We start from the raw sequence: 20,251 nt of genomic DNA, 5'->3' as shown, positions 1-20,251 counted from the left end.
TCGCGAACGACCGAGGGCGCCCGCTGAGTCAGCGGGCGCCCTCGGCCGTTCGGCGTCAGTCGCGGACGTCGAGTGAGATCTCGACCGGCGTGCCGGCGGCGTGGAGCGAGTCGGCGGGCAGCGTCTGCGACTGCACCTCCGTGAGCTCGTTCATCGCGATGTTCCACGGGAACGGGATGCCCCCGACCTGGAAGTGGGTGGACAGCGCGGCCACCGCCTCGTCGCGCGTCAGGCCGACGACGTTCGGCACGGGGAAGAGCTCGGGGCCGAGCGATTTCACGATCGTGATCGCGTCGCCCGGGCGCCACTGGCCCGGCTCGGCGCGCGGCTCGACGCGGATGATCGAGTCGGCGGCGACGTCGGCGCTGTGCTCCTCGGCCACCGTCACCGTCAGGTGCGCGTCGGTCAGGATCTGCTGCGCCTCGGCGACGGGCCGGCCCGTGACGTCGGTGAGCGGCCCGAGGGACACGATGAAGTCGGCCGTGTCGCCCTGGTGCGCCGTGCACCCGCGGAAGCAGTCGACGCGGTCCTCGGTGCCGGCGGGCAGGATATCGAGCCCGATCACCTGGTCGGCGGGCGCGTCGGTGTAGAGCGAGAGGGTCTCGGCGTCGTCGAACGCGATGTTCTGCGCCTCGAGGAGCGCCTTCGCTTCGGCCAGGGCCGTGCCCTCGAACGACTCGAGCTGCACCTCGGCCGGGCCCGAGGAGGTCACCACGGTGACCTCGCTGCCGCGATCGACGGGCGTGCCGGGGCCGGGCTCGGTGTGCAGCGTGTCGCCCACGGGCACGTCGAGGCTCGGCGCGTGCTCCTCGACGCCCACGAGCTCGAACTCCTCGAGCTGCTGCTGGGCCTCGGCGAACGTGAGACCCGCGACATCCGGCACCTGCACCTGCGAGCCGGGGCCCGAGCCGAACCACCAGCCGGCGGCGCCGGCCGCGGCGGCGAGCAGCAGCACCAGGGCGATCAGGAACCCGCCGCGGCGGCGCCGCTGCGCGGTGCGGCGCCGCAGGCGCGAGGCGTTGTCGGGTCCGTCGGCGGCGCCCCCGTCGTCCACGTCGCCTGTCAGGTCCGCGGTGGCGGGCAGGATGCCGGGCAGGACCCTGGTCGCACCGGCCGAGCCGGCGTCGGTCGGGATCACCCGGGTCTCGAACGCGGGGGAGGCGCGCGTGGGCAGGGGAGCGATGCCGAGCTCGCGCTCGATCTCGCGCAGGCGCTCGAGCATCGTGCCCGCGTCGACGGGACGCTCGTCCGGCTCCTTCTCGGTCGCCCACAGCACGAGCTCGTCGAGCTGCTCGGGCACGCCGGGGTTCTTCACGCTGGGACGCGGCACCGAGTCGGTGGCGTGCTGGAACGCGATCTGCATGGGCTGCTCGCCCTTGTACGGCTGCTCGCCGGCGAGCATCTCGTACAGCAGGATGCCGAGCGCGTAGATGTCGCTGCGGGCATCGGCCGTGCCGCGGGTGACGAGCTCGGGGGCCAGGTACGCGATCGTTCCGAGCAGCTGCTGCCCCGTGGCGGTGTTGGCCGACGATGCGCGGGCGAGGCCGAAGTCGCCGATCTTGATGCGGCCGTCCTCGGCCAGCAGGACGTTCTCGGGCTTCACGTCGCGATGGATGAGCCCCGCACGGTGCGCGGCCGCGAGGCCCGCGAGCACGGCGTCCATGATCGTGATGGTCTGCGTGACCGTGAGGCGGCGCTGCTCCTTGAGCAGCTCACGCAGCGTGATGCCCGGCAGGTACTCCATCACCAGGTAGGCGAGCTCGCCGTCCTGGCCCTGGTCGAACACGTTCACGACGTGCGGATCGGACAGGCGCGCGGCCGAGCGGGCCTCCTGGATGAAGCGGCTCTGGAAGACGCTGTCGTCGCTCAGGTGCCCGTGCATCACCTTCAGGGCGACGCGGCGCTCGAGGCGCAGGTCCGTCGCGACGTACACCGTGGCCATGCCGCCGCGCGCGATGCGGGCGCGCACCCGGTACCGGCCGTCGACAAGCCGCCCGATGAGGGGATCGACCTGCTGACTCGTGCTCACGGTTGAATTCTACGTTCGGGCCACCTGGCAGCTCGGGAACGGCGCACCCACTGGGCGGCCTGCGCGGCTCAGCCGAGCTGGGCGAGCCAGCCGAACGCGGCGCTCTCCCACTGGCCGTAGCGGTTGGGGAAGGCGGAGATCTGCACGGCCTGGGCGGCGTCGGTGAACTCCATCTTCTCCCAGCCCCTGATGTCGTAGAGGCCGCGGGTCTTGCCCTTGTTCGGGTTCTGCGCGCCGCCGAAGAACACGCGCGTCGAGCGGACCCGGTCGCGGATCTGCTCGGGCGTGCCCCAGCCGGCGCTCGGGCGCTGCTGGAACAGGCCGAGGGAGTCGCGGTCGCCGTGGTTGAGGTTGCGGATGCCCGACTCGACCATGGCGGTGGCGAGGGCGATCGCGATGGCGCGGTCGGAGGCGCCGATCTCGCGGCCGACCTGGATGATGATCCGGGCGTTCTCGATCTGCTGGGCGTCCAGCACCGCCGAGCGCTGGATGCGCGGGTCCTCCTGCGCGGCCGCGACGGCGGGCGCCGGGGCGGGCGCGGACAGCTTCAGCTTCTGACCGGGGTAGATGATCGCGCCCTCGGACAGGCCGTTGGCCTTCAGCACCGTGGCGACGCTCACGCCGTGCTTCTGCGCGATGGCCCACAGGGTGTCGCCGGCCTTCACCTCGTGCGTGCGGCCGCCGACGGCCTTCGCGGGGGCGGAGGCGGGAGCGGGCGCCGACACGGCCGCGGGGGCGGGGCTGCCGACGTGGGGCGCGGATCCCGAGACGCGCAGCTTCTGGCCGGGGAAGATCGTCGCGGCCGAGTCCAGGCCGTTCGTCTTGATGAGCGTCGCGACGGTCGTGCCGTGCTTCTGGGCGATGCCCCAGACCGTGTCGCCGGCCTTCACGGTGTAGGTGCCGCCCGTGGCGGCGGCGATCGGCGCGGGCTTGGCGGTCGGCACCGAGGTGGACGCGGCGGGGGCCGCCGCCGGCGCGGCGACGGACGGGGAGCCGCCGCCCACCTTCAGCTTCTGACCGGGGTAGATGACCGCCGCCGAGCTCAGGCCGTTCGCGCGCAGGATGGCGTCGACGCTCGTGCGGTGGTTGTTCGCGATGCCCCAGACCGTGTCGCCGGCCTTCACCGTGTAGGTGCCGCCCGTCGAGGCGGACGCGGCGGCCGCGGGCTTCGCGGCGGCGGGCGCGCCGCCGGGGGTGAGGCGCAGGACCTGACCCGGGTAGATCGTGCTCGACCAGCTGAGCTTGTTCCACGTCAGCACGTCGATCGTGCGCAGGCCCGCGCGGATCGCGATGCGCGTGATGGTGTCGCCCGGCTGCACGACGTGCGTCGTGGGGACGGCCGCCGTGCGGACCGCGGCCTCGACACGCGGAGCGGGGGCCGCCGCGACGGCGTTCGCGCCGTGGACGACGCCGAACGCATCGGTCGTGGGCGTCTGCCCCTCGCGGACGCCGTCACGCATCTTCACGTCCGCATGTGCGGCCGGCGTCGCGCCCAGCGACAGCGCGATGGAACCCGCGATCGCCACCGGGACGGTGGTGAGCAGCGAGCGCATCGGCTGGCTGGCGCGGGCGTGGCTGGCACGTGCGGGAAGACGTCGGTGCACGGTTGGGGTTCCCCTCGGGTCGACTCCGGCCATCGTTCGGCAGAAGATTCGGCTCCAGAAACCGTGTCACGGAAGTGAAATCGTGTCAACCAGTGCTAATTAGAGTGCCCCGTGTTATCGAGGTGTCTGATGTGATTTCTGATACCACTGTTACTGAAGTGAGACCGGTGACCCCGCGCATCCAGGGACCGCGGTGTGAGGGATGAGATAGTTGCATCGTGACCGCCGACGACATCTCCCGGATCCAGACCGAGTGGCTCAGCATCCCCGACGTCGCCGAGGCGCTCGGCGAGACGCCCGGGCGCGTGCGACGCCTGCTCGACGACAACGCGCTCGTCGGGTCGCGCCGCGAGGGGTCGCTGAAGATCCCCGCGCTGTTCCTGGTCGACGGCGAGGTGCTGTCCTCGCTGCGCGGCACGGTGTTCGTGCTGCACGACGCGGGCTTCAGCGACGACGAGGCGATCGACTGGCTGCTGACGCCCGAGGAGTCGATCGGGCTCGCGCCGATCGAGGCGCTGCGCGCGGGCCGCAAGGCCGAGGTGCGCCGGGTCGCGCAGACCCTCGCCTGACGCGGAGCCCGACCCGAGGTCAGGCCCGGCGCTCGACCGCCGCGCGCGCGAGCGCGCGCAGCTCGGCCGTCGCCCCCGGCTCCAGGTCCGCCGCGTCGAGCGCGGCGTCCGCCTCGGCCGCGTAGCCGGAGATCAGGTGCTCGACCCGCTCGAGGGATCCGGTCGCGCGGATCCGCTCGCGCAGCCAGGCGACATCCTGCTCCGTCATCGCGGCGTCGCCCAGCAGCTCGTCGAACCTGACCCGCTCGCCGGGCGTCGCCGCGGCGCGCGCGAACGCGACGAGCGCAGTGCGCTTGCCCTCGCGCAGATCGTCGCCGGCGGGCTTGCCGGTCTCGGCCGTGTCGCCGAACACGCCCAGGACGTCGTCGCGCAGCTGGAACGCCATGCCGAGCGGATGACCGAACGCGGCCAGCGCGGCGAGCCGGGCGTCGTCTCCGCCCGCGAGCGCACCGCCGATCACGAGCGGCTGCTGCACGCTGTACCGCGCGGACTTGTACGAGGCCACGCGCAGCGCGCGATCGGCGTGGGCGTCGTCCGCCGCCGTGCTCCACGCCGACTCCTCGGCCACATCGAGGAACTGGCCCACCGTCACATCGCGGCGCATCCGGGCATACTCGGTGCGCGCGGCGGCGGCCGCCGCGGGGGACCCCAACTGTGCGAGCGACTCCTCGAGGAGGTCGTCGCTCCACGCGACCAGCAGGTCGCCCAGCAGCACCGAGCCCGCGCGGCCGTACGCCTGCGCGTCGCCGGACCAGCCCGCCGCGCGGTGCGCGGCCTCGAGCGCGCGGTGGGCGGACGGGCGTCCGCGTCGCGTGTCGGAGTTGTCGATGAGGTCGTCGTGCACGAGCGCCGCGGCCTGGAAGATCTCGAGCGCGGCGGCCGCGCCGACCACGGCGTCGGCGTCGGGCGAGGCGGCGTCGTCGGTCCCCGCGACCCCGCGCCATCCCCACCAGCAGAAGCGCGCCCGGAGGCGCTTGCCGCCGCGCAGACTGGCGGCCGCATGGTCGAGGAAGCCCCGGCCCTCGTCGCCGAGGTCCGCGGCCTCGTCGCGTCGCCCCTGGGTGAAGCTATCGAGACGCTGGGAGATCGCTTCGACAAGGGGGAGGGAGGCCGTCACGGGCCTAGCCTAGTTCTCCGGCCCGAGACTAGAATGATGCTCAGTCATCACTGAGGGGGACACGATGCCACTCTCCGAACAGGAGCAGCGCCTTCTCGATGAGATGGAACGCCATCTCATGCAGAACGACGCCGATGTCGTGAGCGCGCCCGCGGGCGCACAGGTTCTGAGCTACCGCAATCTGATCATCGGCGCGCTTCTCGTGCTCGCCGGCCTCGGAGCGGTCATCGCCGGCATCGCGCTGTGGCGCACCAGCCTCGCGCTGGGTCTCGTGCTCGGCGTCGTGGGCTTCGCCGCCATGCTCGGCGGCGTGATCCTCGCCGTGACGCCCGTCAAGGGCAGCGCCGCGACACCGCGCGACGGCGGCAGCGGACGCGCGCCCCGCGGGCCGCGCCCGGCCTCCTCCTCGTTCATGGACCGGATGAACCAACGCTGGGAGCGCCGCCAGAACGGCGACGGCTAGCCCGCTCCATAACCCTCCACTCAAGCGCCGACCTTCGGGTCGGCGCTTTTCTCATGCCCGCGTGCGCCCATCCGGCCCCTTTTCGGCCCGCTTCGCGCGCATCTCCCTCCACCGCGCCCCACTGGCGCTCCACCGCGGAATTCTGCGGCTCCTCAGCACGACCCAGTGGGAGGAATCCGCGATTCGCTCTAGACAGTGGGGACAAGTGGAGTAAAGTGGGGGATATCCTCGGACCGGCCGGACGAAGGGGGTGAGAGCCCGTGCTGTTGGGTACCCACACCCCCAAGCTCGACGACAAGGGTCGCGTCATCCTGCCGGCGAAGTTCCGGGAGGAGCTCGCGGGTGGCGTCGTCGTGACGCGCGGACAGGAGCGATGCCTGTACGTGTTCAGCACGGCCGAGTTCGAGCAGGTCCACGAGCGGGTCCGCCAGGCCCCGCTCAGCAACAAGCAGGCGCGCGACTTCCTGCGCATGTTCCTCTCCGGCGCCAGCGCCGAGACCCCCGATGGCCAGAACCGCATCACGATCCCGCAGCACCTGCGCACGTACGCCGGTCTCGAGAAGGAGCTCGTCGTGACGGGCGTGGGAGCGCACGCGGAGATCTGGGACGCGTCCGCATGGAACGCGTACCTGGAGAGCAACGAGGAGAGCTACTCGGAGATGGAGCAGGAGGTGATCCCGGGCCTGTTCTGACGCGAGCCCCCGGTTGTGACTCCCAGCCGCAGCCCTGACGCACTTCCCCGGCGCCAGGTCCAGCGGATGGGGATCAGAGCCGGGGGACCGTCCCCACCACCGCAGACCGGACGCATCATGAACCTCCGCGACATCCACATCCCCGTCCTGCTCGAGCGCTGCGTCGAGCTGCTCGGCCCCGCCCTGCAGGGGGACGGCGCGGTCTACGTCGACGGCACGCTCGGCATGGGCGGCCACTCGGAGGCGTTCCTCGAGCGCTTCCCGGGGATCCGGCAGGTCGGACTCGACCGCGACCCCGACGCCCTCCGCATCGCGGGCGAGCGCCTCGCGCCGTTCGCCGACCGGATCTCGCTCGTGCACACCGTGTACGACGGGATCGCCGAGGCGCTGGCGGCGTCCGGCCACGACCACGCCGACGCGATCCTGTACGACCTGGGCGTGTCGTCCCTGCAGCTGGACGAGGCCGAGCGCGGCTTCGCGTACGCGAAGGACGCCCCGCTCGACATGCGCATGGACCCCACGCAGGGCATCACCGCGGCCGACGTCGTCGCGACGTACGGCGAGGGCGACCTGCGCCGCATCTTCGAGCGCTACGGCGAGGAGAAGCTCGCCGGGCGCTACGCCCGCGCCATCATCGCGGCCCGCCGGGACGCGCCCATCGCGCGCTCCGGGCAGCTCGTCGACATCTTGCAGGCGGCCACGCCCGCGGCGCTGAAGAACGCCGGCCACCCGGCCAAGCGCGTGTTCCAGGCCCTGCGCATCGAGGTGAACGGCGAGCTCGCCGCGCTCGAGCGCGCGATCCCCGCGGCGCTCGGCACGCTCGCGGTCGGCGGTCGCCTGGTCGTGCTGTCGTACCAGTCGCTCGAGGACCGCTTCGTGAAGCGGCTGTTCGCGGAGGCGACGACGTCCACGGCGCCCGCGGGGCTGCCGTTCGAACTGCCCGAGCACGCTCCGCAGTTCCGCCTGCTCGTCAAGGGCGCGGAGCTCGCGAGCGCTGAGGAAGCCGCGCGCAACCCGCGCGCCAAGCCGGTGCGCCTGCGCGCCATCGAACGAGTGAGGGAGGCCGCATGAGTCTCGCAAGCACCGCGGCCGTCCACGCCGCCCCCGCCGTCCGGCCCGCTCCGGGAGGTGCGCCCGGCCGCCGCCTCCAGGCGCTGCCCGCGGCGACGCCCCGCCGGCGGCCCCGCGTCGGCTACGCGATCGTCGCGTTCGCCGGCGCCGTGGCCATCGCGGTCGCGCAGATGAGCCTGTCGGTGCTCACGACCCAGTCGTCCTACGAGCTCGCCTCCCTCAACCAGGAGCGCCGCACCGCGACGCTGCAGGCGCAGGAGCTGCGCGACGAGGTCGCGGGGCTCAGCTCGCCGCAGTACCTCGCGGCGAACGCCTCGGCGCTGGGAATGGTCATCGACGGCGCGCCGAGCTTCCTGCGCCTGAGCGATGGACGGATCATCGGAGACGGCGCGGCGGCGGGATCCGCCTCGACGGTCGATGCCGCCAAGCGCGGCGCGGTCGCCAACGCGCTGCTCGACCGTCGTCCGCTCACGACCGATCCGGAGGCCACCATCGCGGGCAAGAAGGAGGAGGCGAAGGAATCCGCCTCCGCCGAGGAGAAGCCCGCGGCGGAGCTGCCGCCCCCGCTGACCGAGGGCCTGCCGAGCCCCACCACCCGCTGAGACCCGCCGCACACCGCAGCCAGGGAGCCCGATGAACCCGATCGCCAAGCGCTCGTCGCGGCGTCGCACCATGATCGCCGCAGCGCTCGTGCTGGTCGTGCTGGGCGGTTTCGTCGTGCGGCTCGTCGACATCCAGGTGGTGCACGCCGAGGAGCACGTCGCCGACTCCATCAGCACCGGCAACATGGCCGGCAGCGAGACGCTCTGGGGCGCGCGCGGCACGATCGTGGACGATCACGGCGTCGTGCTGGCGAGCACCACGATGCGCTACGACGTCAACATCGATCCCACCCTCGTGGGGGACATCGATCGCGAGGCCGAGGACGGCACGGAGTACGTCCAGACCTGGGACGAGCAGGCGGAGCTGATCGCGCAGATCCTCGGCGCGGACACGGCCGAGGTGCAGCGGATCGTCGCCGACAAGAAGGCGAACGACCCCGAGTCGCAGTGGGCGCAGCTCAAGCGGGGCGTCTCCACCGCGCAGTACCAGGCGCTGCGCGAGCTCGAGGTGCCCTACCTGACGTACGACGCGCGGCCCTCCCGCGCGTACCCCAACGGCGCCGTGGCCGGGAACCTGATCGGATTCGAGTCGGCCGACGGCGAGGCCCTGGCGGGCGTCGAGCGCTGGCAGGACAGCTGCCTCGAGGCGAAGAACGGCGAGGAGACCTATCAGATCGGCGCGACCGACGGCATCCGGATCCCCGGATCCGAGAAGGTCGAGCCCGCCGTCGACGGCGGCGAGGTGAAGCTCACGGTCGACTCCGACCTGCAGTGGTACCTGCAGCAGATGATCGCCGAGGAGACGCAGAACCAGCGCGCCGTCGCCGGAACCGCGACGGTCGTCGACATCCGCACCGGCGCCATCCGCGCGGCCGCGGAGTACCCGTCGATGGACCCCAACGACGTGCTGGCCTCGGATCCCGCCTTCCGCGGCTCGCTCGTGTTCGGCACGACGTTCGAGCCCGGCTCGACGTTCAAGGCGATCACGGCCGCCTCGCTGCTGGAGGAGGGGGTCGCCACGCCGCTCACCACGACTCTCGCGGGGGACTGGGAGCAGTTCCCCAACGGCGCCCGCCTCGGCGACTCGCATCCCCACCCCGTGCAGAACTACACGCTCGCGGGCGGCCTGATCGACTCCTCGAACGTGGCCATGTCGCACTTCGGCGAGCTGCTCGCCGACGAGAAGCGCTACGACTGGCTCAAGCGGTTCGGCATCGGCGGCGGCCCCGTCGTGGGCTTCCCCGGCGAGGAGACCGGCTGGATCGAGTCCCCGGACAAGTGGGACAACCAGCAGCACTACGCGACGACCTTCGGCCAGGGCTTCACGGCCACCATCCCGCAGGTCATGAGCGCCTACCAGACCATCGCGAACGACGGCGTGCGCCTGCCGCTGCGGCTCGTGGAGTCGTGCACGTCTCCCGAGGGCGAGGTGACCGAGGCGGAGAAGGGCGAGTCCACGCGCGTGATCAGCGAGAGCACCGCGCAGCAGCTGCAGCTCATGCTCGAGAACGTCGGCTTCCAGAGCTCGGTCGCCGAGCAGATCAAGGTGCCCGGCTACAGCATCGCCGCCAAGACGGGAACGGCGCAGAAGCCCGCCCCCGGCGGCGGCTACAAGCCCGGCGTGTACTTCACGAGCATCGTGGGGTACGCGCCCGCGGACGACCCCCAGTACCTCGTCATGATTACGCTCGACGAACCGAAGCGGGTAACCTCGTCTGCGGCCACGGCACCCGCCCTGCAGAAGGCCATGAAGTACGTCCTGCAGTCGTACCGGGTCGTGCCGGGTCGCTCGGAGCCCGAGACCAAGCTCCCCGAATTCAAGTGATGCGCGCCCCCGTCAGCGGGAGTGCGCGCGTCACGGAGGTATCCGTCCGCATGATCCGTCCCGCCCTCATGATCGCGCGCACCGCATGATCGCCCTGACGCTCTCGGAGATCGCGGAGGCCGTCGGGGGAGACCTGCGCCTCCACGGCGCCGACACCGCCGACACGGTCGTGTCGGGCGACGTCGACACCGACTCGCGCACCATGGGCCCCGGCACCGTGTTCGTCGCCAAGCCCGGCGAGACCACGGACGGCCACCTGTTCGTCGGCAGGGCCGTCGCGGCCGGGGCCGTGCTCGCGCTCGTGGAGCGGATCGTGGACGAGCCGGTCACGCAGATCGTGGTGCCGGACGTCGTGCTCGCGATCGCGGACCTGGCGCGCGAGGTCGTCGCCCGGGTGCGCGGGGGCGGCGCGCTGAAGATCGTCGGGATCACCGGTTCCAACGGCAAGACGACGACCAAGAACATGCTCGCGACGATCCTGCGCCCCGAGGGCGAGACCGTCGCCCCCAAGGGGTCGTACAACAACGCCGTGGGCGCGCCGCTGACGATGCTGCGCGTCACGCACGACACGCGCTACCTGGTGTGCGAGTTCGGCGCGGACGGCCGCGGCCAGCTCGCGCGCCTGGCGGGCCTCGTCACGCCCGACGTCGGCGTCGTGCTGATGATCGGCATGGCCCACGCGGGCGGCTTCGGCGGCCTCGACGGCACCGTGCGCGAGAAGTCCGAGCTGGTTCGCGCCGTGCGCCCCGGCGGCGTCGCCGTGCTGAACGCCGACGACCCGCGCGTGGCGGGCATGGCGGCGATCGCCGAGGAGCGCGACCTCGCCGTGCGCTGGTTCGGCGAGGCCGAGAGCGCCGACGTGCGCTCCGGGAGCCTCGAGGTCACCGCGTCCGGCACCCACACGACCGTGTCGACCGAGGGACGCGAGCTGCCGCTGCACCTGCGCGTGCTCGGCGCGCACCACGTCAAGAACGCCCTCGCGGCCGTCACGGCCGCCGCTGCGCTCGGCGTGGCGCCCGCCGACGCCGTCGCGCGCCTCGAGACGCTCGAGCTCGCCGAGCGCTGGCGCATGCAGGTCGTCACGACATCGCCCCTGCGCATCATCAACGACGCGTACAACGCGAGCCCCGACGCCATGGCCGCGGCTTTGCGCACGCTGGCCCAGATCAGCGGGCCCGACGAGCGCATGGTCGCCGTGCTGGGCGCCATGAGCGAGCTCGGCGAGCACGCGGTCGAGGAGCACCAGAAGATCGGCCTGCTCGCCGTGCGGCTGCGGATCCGGCGCATCGTCGTGGTCGGGCGGGAGGCGCGCGCCCTGTACCTCGCGGCGATCGCCGAGGGGTCGTGGAACGGCGAGGCCGTGTTCTTCGAGACCGCGGACGAGGCGTTCGCGTACCTCGAGACGGAGCTGCGCCCGGGCGACTCCGTGCTCGTGAAGTCGTCCAACGCGGCGGGACTCCGGTTCCTCGGCGATCGTCTGGGAGAATCGTTCTCGTGAGATCACTCCTGACTGCGGCGGCGATCTCCCTGGCGTTCTCGCTGTTCCTCACGCCGGTCTTCCTTCGGCTGTTCAAGCGGTGGGGCTGGGCGCAGCCCATCCGCGTCGCGAGCGCGAAGATGCTGGCACCGGATCACGAGGTCAAGCGCGGCACGCCCACGATGGGCGGCACGATCTTCATCGTCGGCACCGTGTTCGGGTACCTGGTCGGCTGCTTCGCGGGCGGCAACCCCCCGACTCCGTCCGGCTGGCTCGTGATCTGGCTGATGCTGTCCTTCGGGGCGGTGGGCTTCATCGACGACTACCTGAAGGTCAAGCACGACCACTCCGACGGGCTGAGCGGCTGGCGCAAGATCGCCGGCCAGACCATCGCGATCGTGCCGTTCGCGATCGCGGCGCTGAACTTCGAGAACGCCTACAAGCAGACCCCCGGCTCGGGCTTCGTGTCGCTGTTCCGCGACATCCCGGTGCTGTCCTTCATGGCGCTCGGCCCGGTCCTCGGCTGGCTGCTGTATCTCGCGTGGCTGTCGCTGCTGGGCACCGGCTTCTCGAACAGCGTCAACCTGACCGACGGCCTCGACGGGCTCGCGGCAGGCGCCGGCGTGTTCGTGGTCGGCGCGTACAGCCTCATCGCGTTCTGGCAGTTCAACCAGGCGTGCACGCGCGTCCTGCTCGAGCCCGAGCTGCTGCAGGCCTGCTACAGCACGAGGGATCCGCTCGACCTCGCGGTCGTCGCGGCCGCCGTCGTGGGCGGGCTCGTGGGCTTCCTGTGGTGGAACGCACCCAAGGCGCAGGTGTTCATGGGCGATGTCGGATCCATGGCGATCGGCGGCGTCGTGACCGCGATGGCGGTGCTGACCCGCACCGAGCTGCTCGGCATCCTGATCGCCGGCCTGTTCGTGATGTCGTCGGGGTCGGTGATCCTGCAGCGGCTGTACTTCAAGGCCACGCGCGGCAAGCGCCTGTTCCTGATGAGCCCGCTGCACCACCACTTCGAGATGCGCGGCTGGCCCGAGGTGACGATCGTCGCCCGGTTCTGGATCATCGCCGGCCTGCTGTCGGTCGGCGGCATCGGCCTGTTCTACGTCGAGTGGCTCAGCCGCACATGAGCGAGGAGGCTCCCATGACCTCTGCCGGACGACTCGATGCGCTGACCAGCTGGCGCGCGGACTGGAAGGGCCTGCGTGTCGCGGTGCTCGGCCTGGCGTCGACCGGGTTCTCGGTCGCCGACACGCTCGCCGAGCTCGGCGCGGACGTGCTCGTGGTCACCGAGACGGCGGCCGAGGAGTACGCGCGCCTCGTGCCCGTGATCGGCGCCCGCCTGTGGGAGGGCTCCCTCGCGGACGTGCCGCGGGAGCTCGTCGACTTCGCCCCCGAGGTGGTCGTGGCCTCGCCCGGATTCCCGCCGGCGCACCCGGTGGTGGCGTGGGCCCGCGAGACCGGCGTGCCGCTCTGGGGCGACATCGAGCTGGCCTGGCGCGTGCGCGACAAGGTGCTGCGTCCCGACGGCACGCCCGCCGAGTGGGTCTTCGTCACCGGCACCAACGGCAAGACCACCACGACCCGCCTGACCGCCACGATGCTCGTCGAGGGGGGCCTGCGCGCGGCGCCGTGCGGCAACATCGGCGTGCCGATCCTCGATGCGGTGCGCGACCCCGCGGGCTTCGACGTGCTCGTGGTCGAGCTCTCCAGCCACCAGCTCTGGTATCTGGGGCTGCACGACGGCCCCGGGTCGCCGTCGCCGCACGCCGCCGTGTGCCTGAACCTCGCCGACGACCACCTGCTGTGGCACGGCTCGTTCGAGGCCTACCGCGATGCGAAGGCCGTCGTCTACCGCGGCACGAAGGCCGCCGCCGTCTACAACAAGGCGGACGGGGCGACCATGCGCATGGTCGAGGACGCGGAGGTCGTGGAGGGCGCCCGCGCGATCGGCTTCGATCTCGGTGTGCCCGGCCCGAGCGACCTCGGCATCGTGGACGGGATCCTGGTGGACCGCGCGTTCCTGGAGGAGCGCCGCACGTCGGCCCTCGAGCTGACCACGGTCGCCGCTCTCGCCGAGCGCGGCCTGTCGGCGCCGCACATCGTCGCGAACATCCTGGCCGCCGCGGCGCTCGCGCGCTCGCTCGACGTCGAGCCCGCCGCGATCCGGTCGGCGCTGGAGGGCTTCCGCCTCGACCCGCACCGCATCGAGGTCGTGGGCCGCGCGGGCGGCGTCACCTGGGTGGACGACTCGAAGGCCACGAACCCGCACGCCGCCGCCTCGTCGCTCGGGGCGTACCCCGGCGCGGTGTGGATCGTCGGCGGCCAGCTCAAGGGCGTCGACATCGGCGCGCTGGTCGCGCAGCGCGGCCCCGGGAGCCGCGCGGCGATCGTGATCGGCGTGGAGCGCGGCGAGGTGGTCGCGGCGTTCGCGCGACACGCGCCCGCGGTGCCCGTGTTCGAGGTCGACCACACGGAGACTGAGAGCGTCATGACCCGGGCCGTCGAGCTGGCGGCGGGGATCGCGCGATCCGGCGACGTGGTGCTGCTGGCACCGGCCGCCGCCTCGTTCGACCAGTTCACGGGATACGACGACCGCGGATCGCGCTTCGCCGCCGCGGTGCGCGCACGGATCGAAGGGGGAGCGCCGGATGAGCACGACGACGACGCGACCCCCGAAGGCGTCTGACGGCGGGGAGCCGCCGCGCTCGGGCGCCCTCACGGCCCGCGTCTCGCTGGGGCGCGTCTTCGCGCCCGTGCCGCTCGAGTTCCTGCTGATCGCGTCGACCGCGCTGCTGCTGACGGGCTTCGGCGTCGTCATGGTCACGTCGGCCACGACCGCGTCGGCGCTGAGCGAGGGCAAGAGCCCCTACAACGACGGCATGCAGCAGGCGATGTTCGCGGCACTCGGGCTCGCGGCGATGTTCGTCGTCAGCCGGCTGCCCGTGAGGTTCTTCCGGCGGATCGGATGGATCGCGCTCGGCGGAGCCATCCTGATCCAGCTGCTCGTGTTCGTGCCGGGTCTCGGCGTCGAGGTCTACGGAAACCGGAACTGGATCAGGATCGCCGGGTTCTCGCTGCAGCCCTCCGAGCTGCTCAAGCTCGCGCTCGCGCTGTGGGCCGGCATGATCCTGTACCGCAAGCGCAACCTGCTGACGAAGTGGCAGCACGTGTTCATCCCGCTCGTGCCCGTGAGCATCCTGGCGATCGGCACCGTGCTGGCCGGAAAGGACCTCGGCACCTCGATGGTGCTCGTGCTGATCCTGCTCAGCTGCCTGTTCTTCTCGGGCGTGAAGCTGCGGATCTTCGTGCTGCCCGTGCTCGCGGGCGCGGCGGCGGTCGCGGCGCTCGCGGTGACGAGCCCGAATCGCATGACGCGCATCCTCAGCTTCCTCGACGAGAACTGCGACTACATCAAGGAGTGCTATCAGCCGATGCACGGCCTCTGGGGTCTCGCGGGCGGCGGGCTCTTCGGCCGCGGCCTCGGCAACTCGATCGAGAAGTACAACTGGCTCCCCGCCGCGGGCGACGACTACATCTTCTCGATCGTCGGCGAGGAGCTCGGACTCATCGGCTGCGTGCTGGTGCTGCTCCTGTTCGCGACGTTCGCGGTCGGCGCGTTCCGGCTGATCCGCAACAGCGAGGACCCGTTCGTGCGGATCGCCGCGGGCGGCATCACGATCTGGATCCTCGGCCAGGCGCTCATCAACATCGGCGTCGTGCTGCGCGTGTTCCCGGTGCTCGGCGTGCCGCTGCCGTTCATGTCGGCGGGCGGCAGCTCGCTGGTCGCGGTGCTCATGGCCTGCGGCGTGCTCCTCGCGTTCTGCCGCACGCTGCCGGCTCCGGTGCCGGCACCCGGGCGTGCGGCGCGGGGCGCGGCGAGGCGGCCTGCGCGGGTGGACCAGCCTCGCGCGGGAAGATAGGCAGGTGACGACGTACCTCCTCGCCGGCGGCGGCACCGCCGGCCACGTGAACCCCCTGCTCGCCGTGGCCGACGGCCTGCGCCGCCGCGACCCCGATGCCGTCGTGCTCGTGCTCGGCACGCAGGAGGGCCTCGAGTCGCGGCTCGTGCCGGAGCGCGGCTACGAGCTGCTGATCGTCGAGAAGGTGCCGTTCCCGCGCCGTCCGGATCGGGCGGCCGCCGGCTTCCCGATGCGGTTCCAGCGCGCGGTCGGCCGCGTCCGCGGCTACATCCGCGACCGCGGCGTGGACGTCGTCGTCGGCTTCGGCGGCTACGCCTCGGCCCCCGCGTATGTGGCGGCGCGGCGCGAGCGCGTGCCGTTCGTGGTGCACGAGGCCAACGCGCGCCCCGGACTGGCGAACGTGCTCGGCGCGCGCCGCGCCGCGGCTGTCGGCGTCGCGTTCGCAGGCACGCCCATGCGTCGCGCGGAGGTCGTCGGCATGCCGCTGCGCCCCGAGATCGTCGAGCTCGACCGCGCCGCGCTGCGCGCCGAGGCGGCCGCGCACTTCGGCCTCGACCCCGCGAGGAAGACGCTGCTGGCGTTCGGCGGATCGCTCGGCGCCCTGCGCATCAACGAGGCGCTCGCGGGCTCCTGGCGCGACGTCCTCGACGCCGGCTGGCAGCTGCTGCACATCACGGGCGAGCGCTCGGACCTGCCCGACCCGGGCGTCGAGGGCTACGCGCTGCGCCGCTACGTCGACCGGATGGACCTCGCCTTCGCGATCGCGGACCTCATCGTGTCCCGCTCGGGCGCCTCGACCGTGAGCGAGATCGCCGCTCTCGGCATCCCCGCGGTGTACGTGCCGTACGCGGTCGGCAACGGCGAGCAGCGCCTGAACGCGGCGTCCTCCCTCGCGGCGGGCGCGGCGATCCTGATCGAGGACGCGGCGTTCACGCCCGACCGCGTGCGCTCGGACATCCTGCCCCTGCTGCGGGACGAGGAGCGCATCGCGCGCATGGCGGCGGCCGCCGAGACCGCCGGCACCCGCCACGGCACCGAGAACGTCATCGCCCAGATCGACCGGGCGCTCGGGCGCTGACCCCCGCGCGCCGACGGCCCGTGGACGGGTGTCGCGACCTACACTCGTAGGGCCATGATCAGACCCGACCTCAGCACCCCGATCCCCGCTCACATCGGCGCGGCGCACTTCATCGGCATCGGCGGATCCGGCATGTCGGGGCTCGCCCGGATGTTCCTCGCGCGCGGCGTGACCGTGTCCGGCTCCGACCGCGCGGACAGCCAGAACCTGCGCGACCTCGCGAAGCTCGGGGCGACCGTCCACATCGGCCACGACGCGGCCAACCTGGGTGACGCCGACACCGTGATCTTCACGGGCGCGATCTGGCCCGAGAACCCCGAGTATCTGCTCGCGAAGGAGCGGGGCCTGCCGATCATCCACCGCTCCCAGGCGCTGCACTGGCTGATCGGCGGACGCCGCCTCGTCGCCGTCGCGGGCGCGCACGGCAAGACCACCTCGACCGGCATGATCGTGACCGGCCTGCGCGGCCTGGGCGTCGACCCCAGCTTCGTCAACGGCGGCGTGATCGCGGGGCTCGGCGTCTCGAGCGACACCGGATCCGACGAGCTGTTCGTGATCGAGGCCGACGAGTCGGACGGATCCTTCCTGCTCTACGAGACGTCGATCGTGCTCATCACCAACGTGGACGCGGATCACCTCGACCACTACGGCTCGCACGACGCGTTCGACGCGGCGTTCGTGAGGTTCGCCGACGCCGCGCGCGAGGCCGTCGTGATCTCCTCCGACGACGAGGGCGCCCGACGCGTCACGGCCGGCCTCTCGCACCGCGACGTGGTGACGTTCGGCAAGGCCGAGGACGCGGATCTGCGGATCACCGACATCGTCACGGACGGGCCGGTCTCGTTCACGCTCGCGCACGAGGGTCGCAGCGCGACCGGCCGCCTGGCCGTGCCGGGCGAGCACAACGCGATCAACGCCGCCGGCGCCGTCGCGGTGCTGATCGCGCTGGGTCACAAGCTCGAGCCCGCGCTCGAGGCCGTCACCGCGGGCTTCGAGGGCACCGTGCGCCGCTTCGAGCTGCACGGCGCCGAGCGCGGCGTGCGCGTCTACGACGACTACGCGCACCACCCGACCGAGGTCGCCGCGGCGCTGTCCGCCGCCCGCACGGTCGTGGGCGACGGGCGGATCATCGCGCTCCATCAGCCGCACACCTACTCCCGCACGCAGCTGATGGCGGGGGAGTTCGCGCACGTGCTCGAGGAGCTCGCCGACCACACGGTCGTGCTGGACGTATACGGCGCGCGCGAGGACCCGATCCCGGGCGTCACGGGCGAGCTCGTGAGCGGCGCGTTCCACGACGCCGAGCGCGTGCACTTCGTCGCCGACTGGCAGGAGGCCGCCGACTACACGGCGTCGGTCGCGCGCGACGGCGACTACGTGATCACGCTCGGCTGCGGCAACGTCTACCAGATCATCCCGCAGGTGCTGGAGTCGCTCCGCACGGGAACCGGCGGCGAGTCGAAGTGAGGCGTCCCGGCCCGCTGCCCGCTCCCGCGGAGCGCGCGTCCGAGGAGCGCTCGCGGCGCGCGCTCGCCGATCCCGAGGGCCTGCCGCCGCTGACGGAGGAGCCGAGGCGCCGGGCGCCCGTCCTGCCGTTCCGGCGCACCGGACGTCCGGATCGGGAGCAGCCGGATCGCGAGGAGCTCGCTCCCGAGCCGTATGCCGCCGGTGCCGACGAGCCCGGCGCCGGCGAGCGGAGCGTCCGCTGGGGCGACGTGTGGCGCGCCACGCGCGCCCGGCGGCGCGCCCTGCGCTCCGAGATCCGCCGCTTCACGGCGCGCTCCCGCCGGCGCCGCACGATCCTGCTGGTGACGCTCGCGTCGCTCGTCCTGCTGATCGTCGGCAGCGTCGGCGCGGCCTACAGCCCGCTGTTCGCGGTGCAGCGCATCTCGGTGACGGGCGCGAAGGCCCTCGACGAGGCCGCGCTGCAGCAGGCGCTCGCGGCGCAGATGGGACGCCCCCTGCCGCTCGTCGACGACAGCGAGGTCAAGGCCGCGCTCGTCGGGTTCCCCCTGATCGAGACGTACACGCTCGAGGCCCGCCCGCCGCACGACCTCGTGGTGAAGATCGTCGAGCGCACGCCGATCGGCGTGGTGCGCTCCGATGCCGGCTTCACGGTCGTCGACGCGGCCGGCGTCGTGCTGTCGACGACCGACGCGCAGCCGGAGGGGCAGCCCGTCATCGACGCGCGCGGCGGTCTCACCTCGCACGCGTTCGCGGCCGTCGGGCAGGTGCTGCGCTCCCTGCCCGACTCGGTGCACAGCCTGGTCGCGTCCGCGCGCGCGACGACGCGAGACGACGTGACGCTCACGCTGCAGGACGGCACCGAGGTGCTGTGGGGGAGCGCGGACGACTCGGCCAAGAAGGCCACGGTGCTGCTCGTCGCCCCCGACGGCTATGCGTACTACGACGTGTCCTCGCCGAGCGCCCCGATCGTCCGCTGACGACCCCGCGCATCCGCATCGACGGATTCCGGGCGCGACTCGCGACACGCCCGCGCCCAATCCGGGCATGCGCTCCCGGCCCGCATACCTTCAGTGAAGGAATTGCATACCGGGCAATACTTTAACCCTCATCTAGAACGTGAAGGTTCAGGCGCCCGGATGAGACCAGGGTTCGGAGCAAACGGAGGCCGGCATGAGCCAGAACCAGAACTACCTCGCCGTGATCAAGGTCGTCGGCGTCGGCGGCGGTGGCGTGAACGCCGTCAACCGCATGATCGAGCTCGGTCTCCGCGGAGTCGAGTTCATCGCCGTCAACACCGACGCGCAGGCGCTGCTGATGAGCGACGCCGACGTCAAGCTCGACGTGGGCCGCGAGCTCACGCGCGGCCTGGGCGCCGGCGCCGACCCCGAGGTGGGTCGCCGCGCCGCCGAGGACCACGCCGAGGAGATCGAGCAGGCGCTCGCGGGTGCCGACATGGTCTTCGTCACGGCGGGCGAGGGCGGCGGCACCGGCACGGGCGGCGCCCCGGTCGTGGCGCGCATCGCCAAGTCGATCGGCGCGCTCACCATCGGCGTCGTGACCAAGCCTTTCTCCTTCGAGGGCCGTCGCCGCCAGAGCCAGGCCGAGGCGGGCGTCGCGCAGCTCAAGGAAGAGGTCGACACGCTCATCGTCGTGCCGAACGACCGCCTCCTCGAGATCAGCGACCGCGGCATCTCGATGATCGAGGCGTTCGCCACCGCCGACCAGGTGCTCCTCGCCGGTGTGCAGGGCATCACCGACCTCATCACCACGCCGGGCCTGATCAACCTCGACTTCGCCGACGTCAAGTCGGTCATGCAGGGCGCGGGTTCCGCGCTCATGGGCATCGGATCGGCGCGCGGCGCCGACAGGGCCATCAAGGCCGCCGAGCTGGCGGTCGAATCCCCCCTGCTCGAGGCCTCGATCGAGGGCGCGCACGGCGTGCTGCTGTCGATCCAGGGCGGATCGAACCTCGGCATCTTCGAGATCAACGACGCCGCGCAGCTCGTCAAGGAGGCCGCGCACCCCGAGGCGAACATCATCTTCGGCACGGTCATCGACGACACGCTGGGCGACGAGGTGCGCGTCACGGTGATCGCGGCGGGCTTCGACGGCGGCGAGCCGCAGACGCGCCTGGACGTGCCGACGCACGTGTCGGGCCGCGCGCCGATGCCGACGCTGCCGGGCACCTCGACCTCGTCGGACGAGCCCGCGAAGAGGGACGAGCCCGCCCGCGAGTCCGTCGCGGTCGCCGCGCAGGCCCCTGTGCTGAACGACTCGTTCGACTCGGCGTTCGGCGACGACGACCTCGACATCCCCGACTTCCTCAAGTAAGCG

The 20,251-nt window shown here is 72.3% G+C and carries 16 protein-coding genes and 1 pseudogene; 14 read left to right on the top strand and 3 right to left on the bottom strand.

Going from position 1 to position 20,251, the window contains the following annotated elements; genetic code table 11:
- Window positions 1–55 precede the first annotated feature (55 nt).
- A complete protein-coding gene (gene pknB, locus AAD528_RS03460) occupies window positions 56–2,029 on the bottom strand; it encodes a Stk1 family PASTA domain-containing Ser/Thr kinase (RefSeq protein WP_345750624.1) in 1,974 nt (657 codons plus the stop codon).
- Window positions 2,030–2,097: 68 nt separating this feature from the next.
- A complete protein-coding gene (locus tag AAD528_RS03455; protein ID WP_345750623.1) occupies window positions 2,098–3,633 on the bottom strand; it encodes a muramidase family protein in 1,536 nt (511 codons plus the stop codon).
- A 218-nt stretch (window positions 3,634–3,851) separates the two neighbouring features.
- On the opposite strand from AAD528_RS03455, the gene AAD528_RS03450 reads away from it, so the two are divergent.
- Complete coding sequence (locus tag AAD528_RS03450) at window positions 3,852–4,202, top strand: Rv2175c family DNA-binding protein (protein ID WP_345750622.1); 351 nt, start codon at window positions 3,852–3,854, stop codon at window positions 4,200–4,202.
- Window positions 4,203–4,221: 19 nt separating this feature from the next.
- On the opposite strand, the gene AAD528_RS03445 is transcribed toward AAD528_RS03450, so the two are convergent.
- On the bottom strand, window positions 4,222–5,319 hold the full coding sequence (locus AAD528_RS03445; protein WP_345750621.1) for a polyprenyl synthetase family protein: 1,098 nt from the start codon (window positions 5,317–5,319) through the stop codon (window positions 4,222–4,224).
- Window positions 5,320–5,383: 64 nt separating this feature from the next.
- On the opposite strand from AAD528_RS03445, the pseudogene AAD528_RS15505 reads away from it, so the two are divergent.
- The 13 genes and pseudogenes from AAD528_RS15505 to ftsZ all read left to right on the top strand — a co-directional run.
- A pseudogene (locus AAD528_RS15505) lies at window positions 5,384–5,707 on the top strand (DUF3040 domain-containing protein); the annotation flags it as partial.
- 335 nt (window positions 5,708–6,042) lie between these two features.
- The gene (gene mraZ, locus AAD528_RS03435; RefSeq protein ID WP_345750619.1) at window positions 6,043–6,474 is read left to right on the top strand and encodes a division/cell wall cluster transcriptional repressor MraZ; all 432 of its coding nucleotides are present in this window, start codon (window positions 6,043–6,045) and stop codon (window positions 6,472–6,474) included.
- Window positions 6,475–6,591: 117 nt separating this feature from the next.
- On the top strand, window positions 6,592–7,545 hold the full coding sequence (gene rsmH, locus AAD528_RS03430; RefSeq protein WP_345750618.1) for a 16S rRNA (cytosine(1402)-N(4))-methyltransferase RsmH: 954 nt from the start codon (window positions 6,592–6,594) through the stop codon (window positions 7,543–7,545).
- A complete protein-coding gene (gene ftsL / locus AAD528_RS03425) occupies window positions 7,542–8,147 on the top strand; it encodes a cell division protein FtsL (protein ID WP_345750617.1) in 606 nt (201 codons plus the stop codon). Before rsmH ends, ftsL begins: the two co-directional genes overlap by 4 nt.
- A gap of 31 nt (window positions 8,148–8,178) precedes the next feature.
- Window positions 8,179–9,972, top strand: a complete 1,794-nt coding sequence (locus AAD528_RS03420) for a peptidoglycan D,D-transpeptidase FtsI family protein (protein ID WP_345750616.1) — start codon at window positions 8,179–8,181, stop codon at window positions 9,970–9,972.
- An 85-nt stretch (window positions 9,973–10,057) separates the two neighbouring features.
- Complete coding sequence (locus AAD528_RS03415; RefSeq protein WP_345750615.1) at window positions 10,058–11,470, top strand: UDP-N-acetylmuramoyl-tripeptide--D-alanyl-D-alanine ligase; 1,413 nt, start codon at window positions 10,058–10,060, stop codon at window positions 11,468–11,470.
- On the top strand, window positions 11,467–12,579 hold the full coding sequence (gene mraY / locus AAD528_RS03410) for a phospho-N-acetylmuramoyl-pentapeptide-transferase (RefSeq protein WP_345750614.1): 1,113 nt from the start codon (window positions 11,467–11,469) through the stop codon (window positions 12,577–12,579). Before AAD528_RS03415 ends, mraY begins: the two co-directional genes overlap by 4 nt.
- A gap of 14 nt (window positions 12,580–12,593) precedes the next feature.
- Window positions 12,594–14,138: a UDP-N-acetylmuramoyl-L-alanine--D-glutamate ligase gene (gene murD, locus AAD528_RS03405; RefSeq protein WP_345750613.1), complete on the top strand. Its 1,545-nt coding sequence runs from the start codon at window positions 12,594–12,596 to the stop codon at window positions 14,136–14,138.
- Window positions 14,101–15,372, top strand: coding sequence for a putative lipid II flippase FtsW (ftsW, locus tag AAD528_RS03400; RefSeq protein WP_345750612.1), 1,272 nt, complete (start codon window positions 14,101–14,103; stop codon window positions 15,370–15,372). The genes murD and ftsW overlap by 38 nt, the downstream gene beginning before the upstream one ends.
- 4 nt (window positions 15,373–15,376) lie before the next feature.
- A complete protein-coding gene (locus tag AAD528_RS03395) occupies window positions 15,377–16,450 on the top strand; it encodes a UDP-N-acetylglucosamine--N-acetylmuramyl-(pentapeptide) pyrophosphoryl-undecaprenol N-acetylglucosamine transferase (RefSeq protein WP_345750611.1) in 1,074 nt (357 codons plus the stop codon).
- 54 nt (window positions 16,451–16,504) lie between these two features.
- Window positions 16,505–17,917, top strand: coding sequence for a UDP-N-acetylmuramate--L-alanine ligase (gene murC / locus AAD528_RS03390; RefSeq protein WP_345750610.1), 1,413 nt, complete (start codon window positions 16,505–16,507; stop codon window positions 17,915–17,917).
- Entirely contained in the window at window positions 17,914–18,894 is a 981-nt protein-coding gene (locus tag AAD528_RS03385) for a cell division protein FtsQ/DivIB (RefSeq protein WP_345750609.1), read from the top strand. Before murC ends, AAD528_RS03385 begins: the two co-directional genes overlap by 4 nt.
- Window positions 18,895–19,087: 193 nt before the next feature.
- Entirely contained in the window at window positions 19,088–20,248 is a 1,161-nt protein-coding gene (gene ftsZ / locus AAD528_RS03380) for a cell division protein FtsZ (RefSeq protein WP_345750608.1), read from the top strand.
- Window positions 20,249–20,251 lie beyond the last annotated feature (3 nt).

This window comes from Microbacterium rhizophilum (assembly GCF_039605615.1).
Classification (GTDB): Bacteria; Actinomycetota; Actinomycetes; order Actinomycetales; family Microbacteriaceae; genus Microbacterium; species Microbacterium rhizophilus.
This window is presented reverse-complemented; position numbering and strand designations above follow the sequence as displayed.

Bases quoted from the DNA above. Each gene is read 5' to 3' on its own strand.
- rsmH (WP_345750618.1), top strand. From the start codon at position 6,592: ATGAACCTCCGCGACATCCACATCCCCGTCCTGCTCGAGCGCTGCGTC.
- ftsL (WP_345750617.1), top strand. From the start codon at position 7,542: ATGAGTCTCGCAAGCACCGCGGCCGTCCACGCCGCCCCCGCCGTCCGG.
- AAD528_RS03420 (WP_345750616.1), top strand. From the start codon at position 8,179: ATGAACCCGATCGCCAAGCGCTCGTCGCGGCGTCGCACCATGATCGCC.
- AAD528_RS03415 (WP_345750615.1), top strand. From the start codon at position 10,058: ATGATCGCCCTGACGCTCTCGGAGATCGCGGAGGCCGTCGGGGGAGAC.
- murD (WP_345750613.1), top strand. From the start codon at position 12,594: ATGACCTCTGCCGGACGACTCGATGCGCTGACCAGCTGGCGCGCGGAC.
- ftsW (WP_345750612.1), top strand. From the start codon at position 14,101: ATGAGCACGACGACGACGCGACCCCCGAAGGCGTCTGACGGCGGGGAG.
- murC (WP_345750610.1), top strand. From the start codon at position 16,505: ATGATCAGACCCGACCTCAGCACCCCGATCCCCGCTCACATCGGCGCG.
- ftsZ (WP_345750608.1), top strand. From the start codon at position 19,088: ATGAGCCAGAACCAGAACTACCTCGCCGTGATCAAGGTCGTCGGCGTC.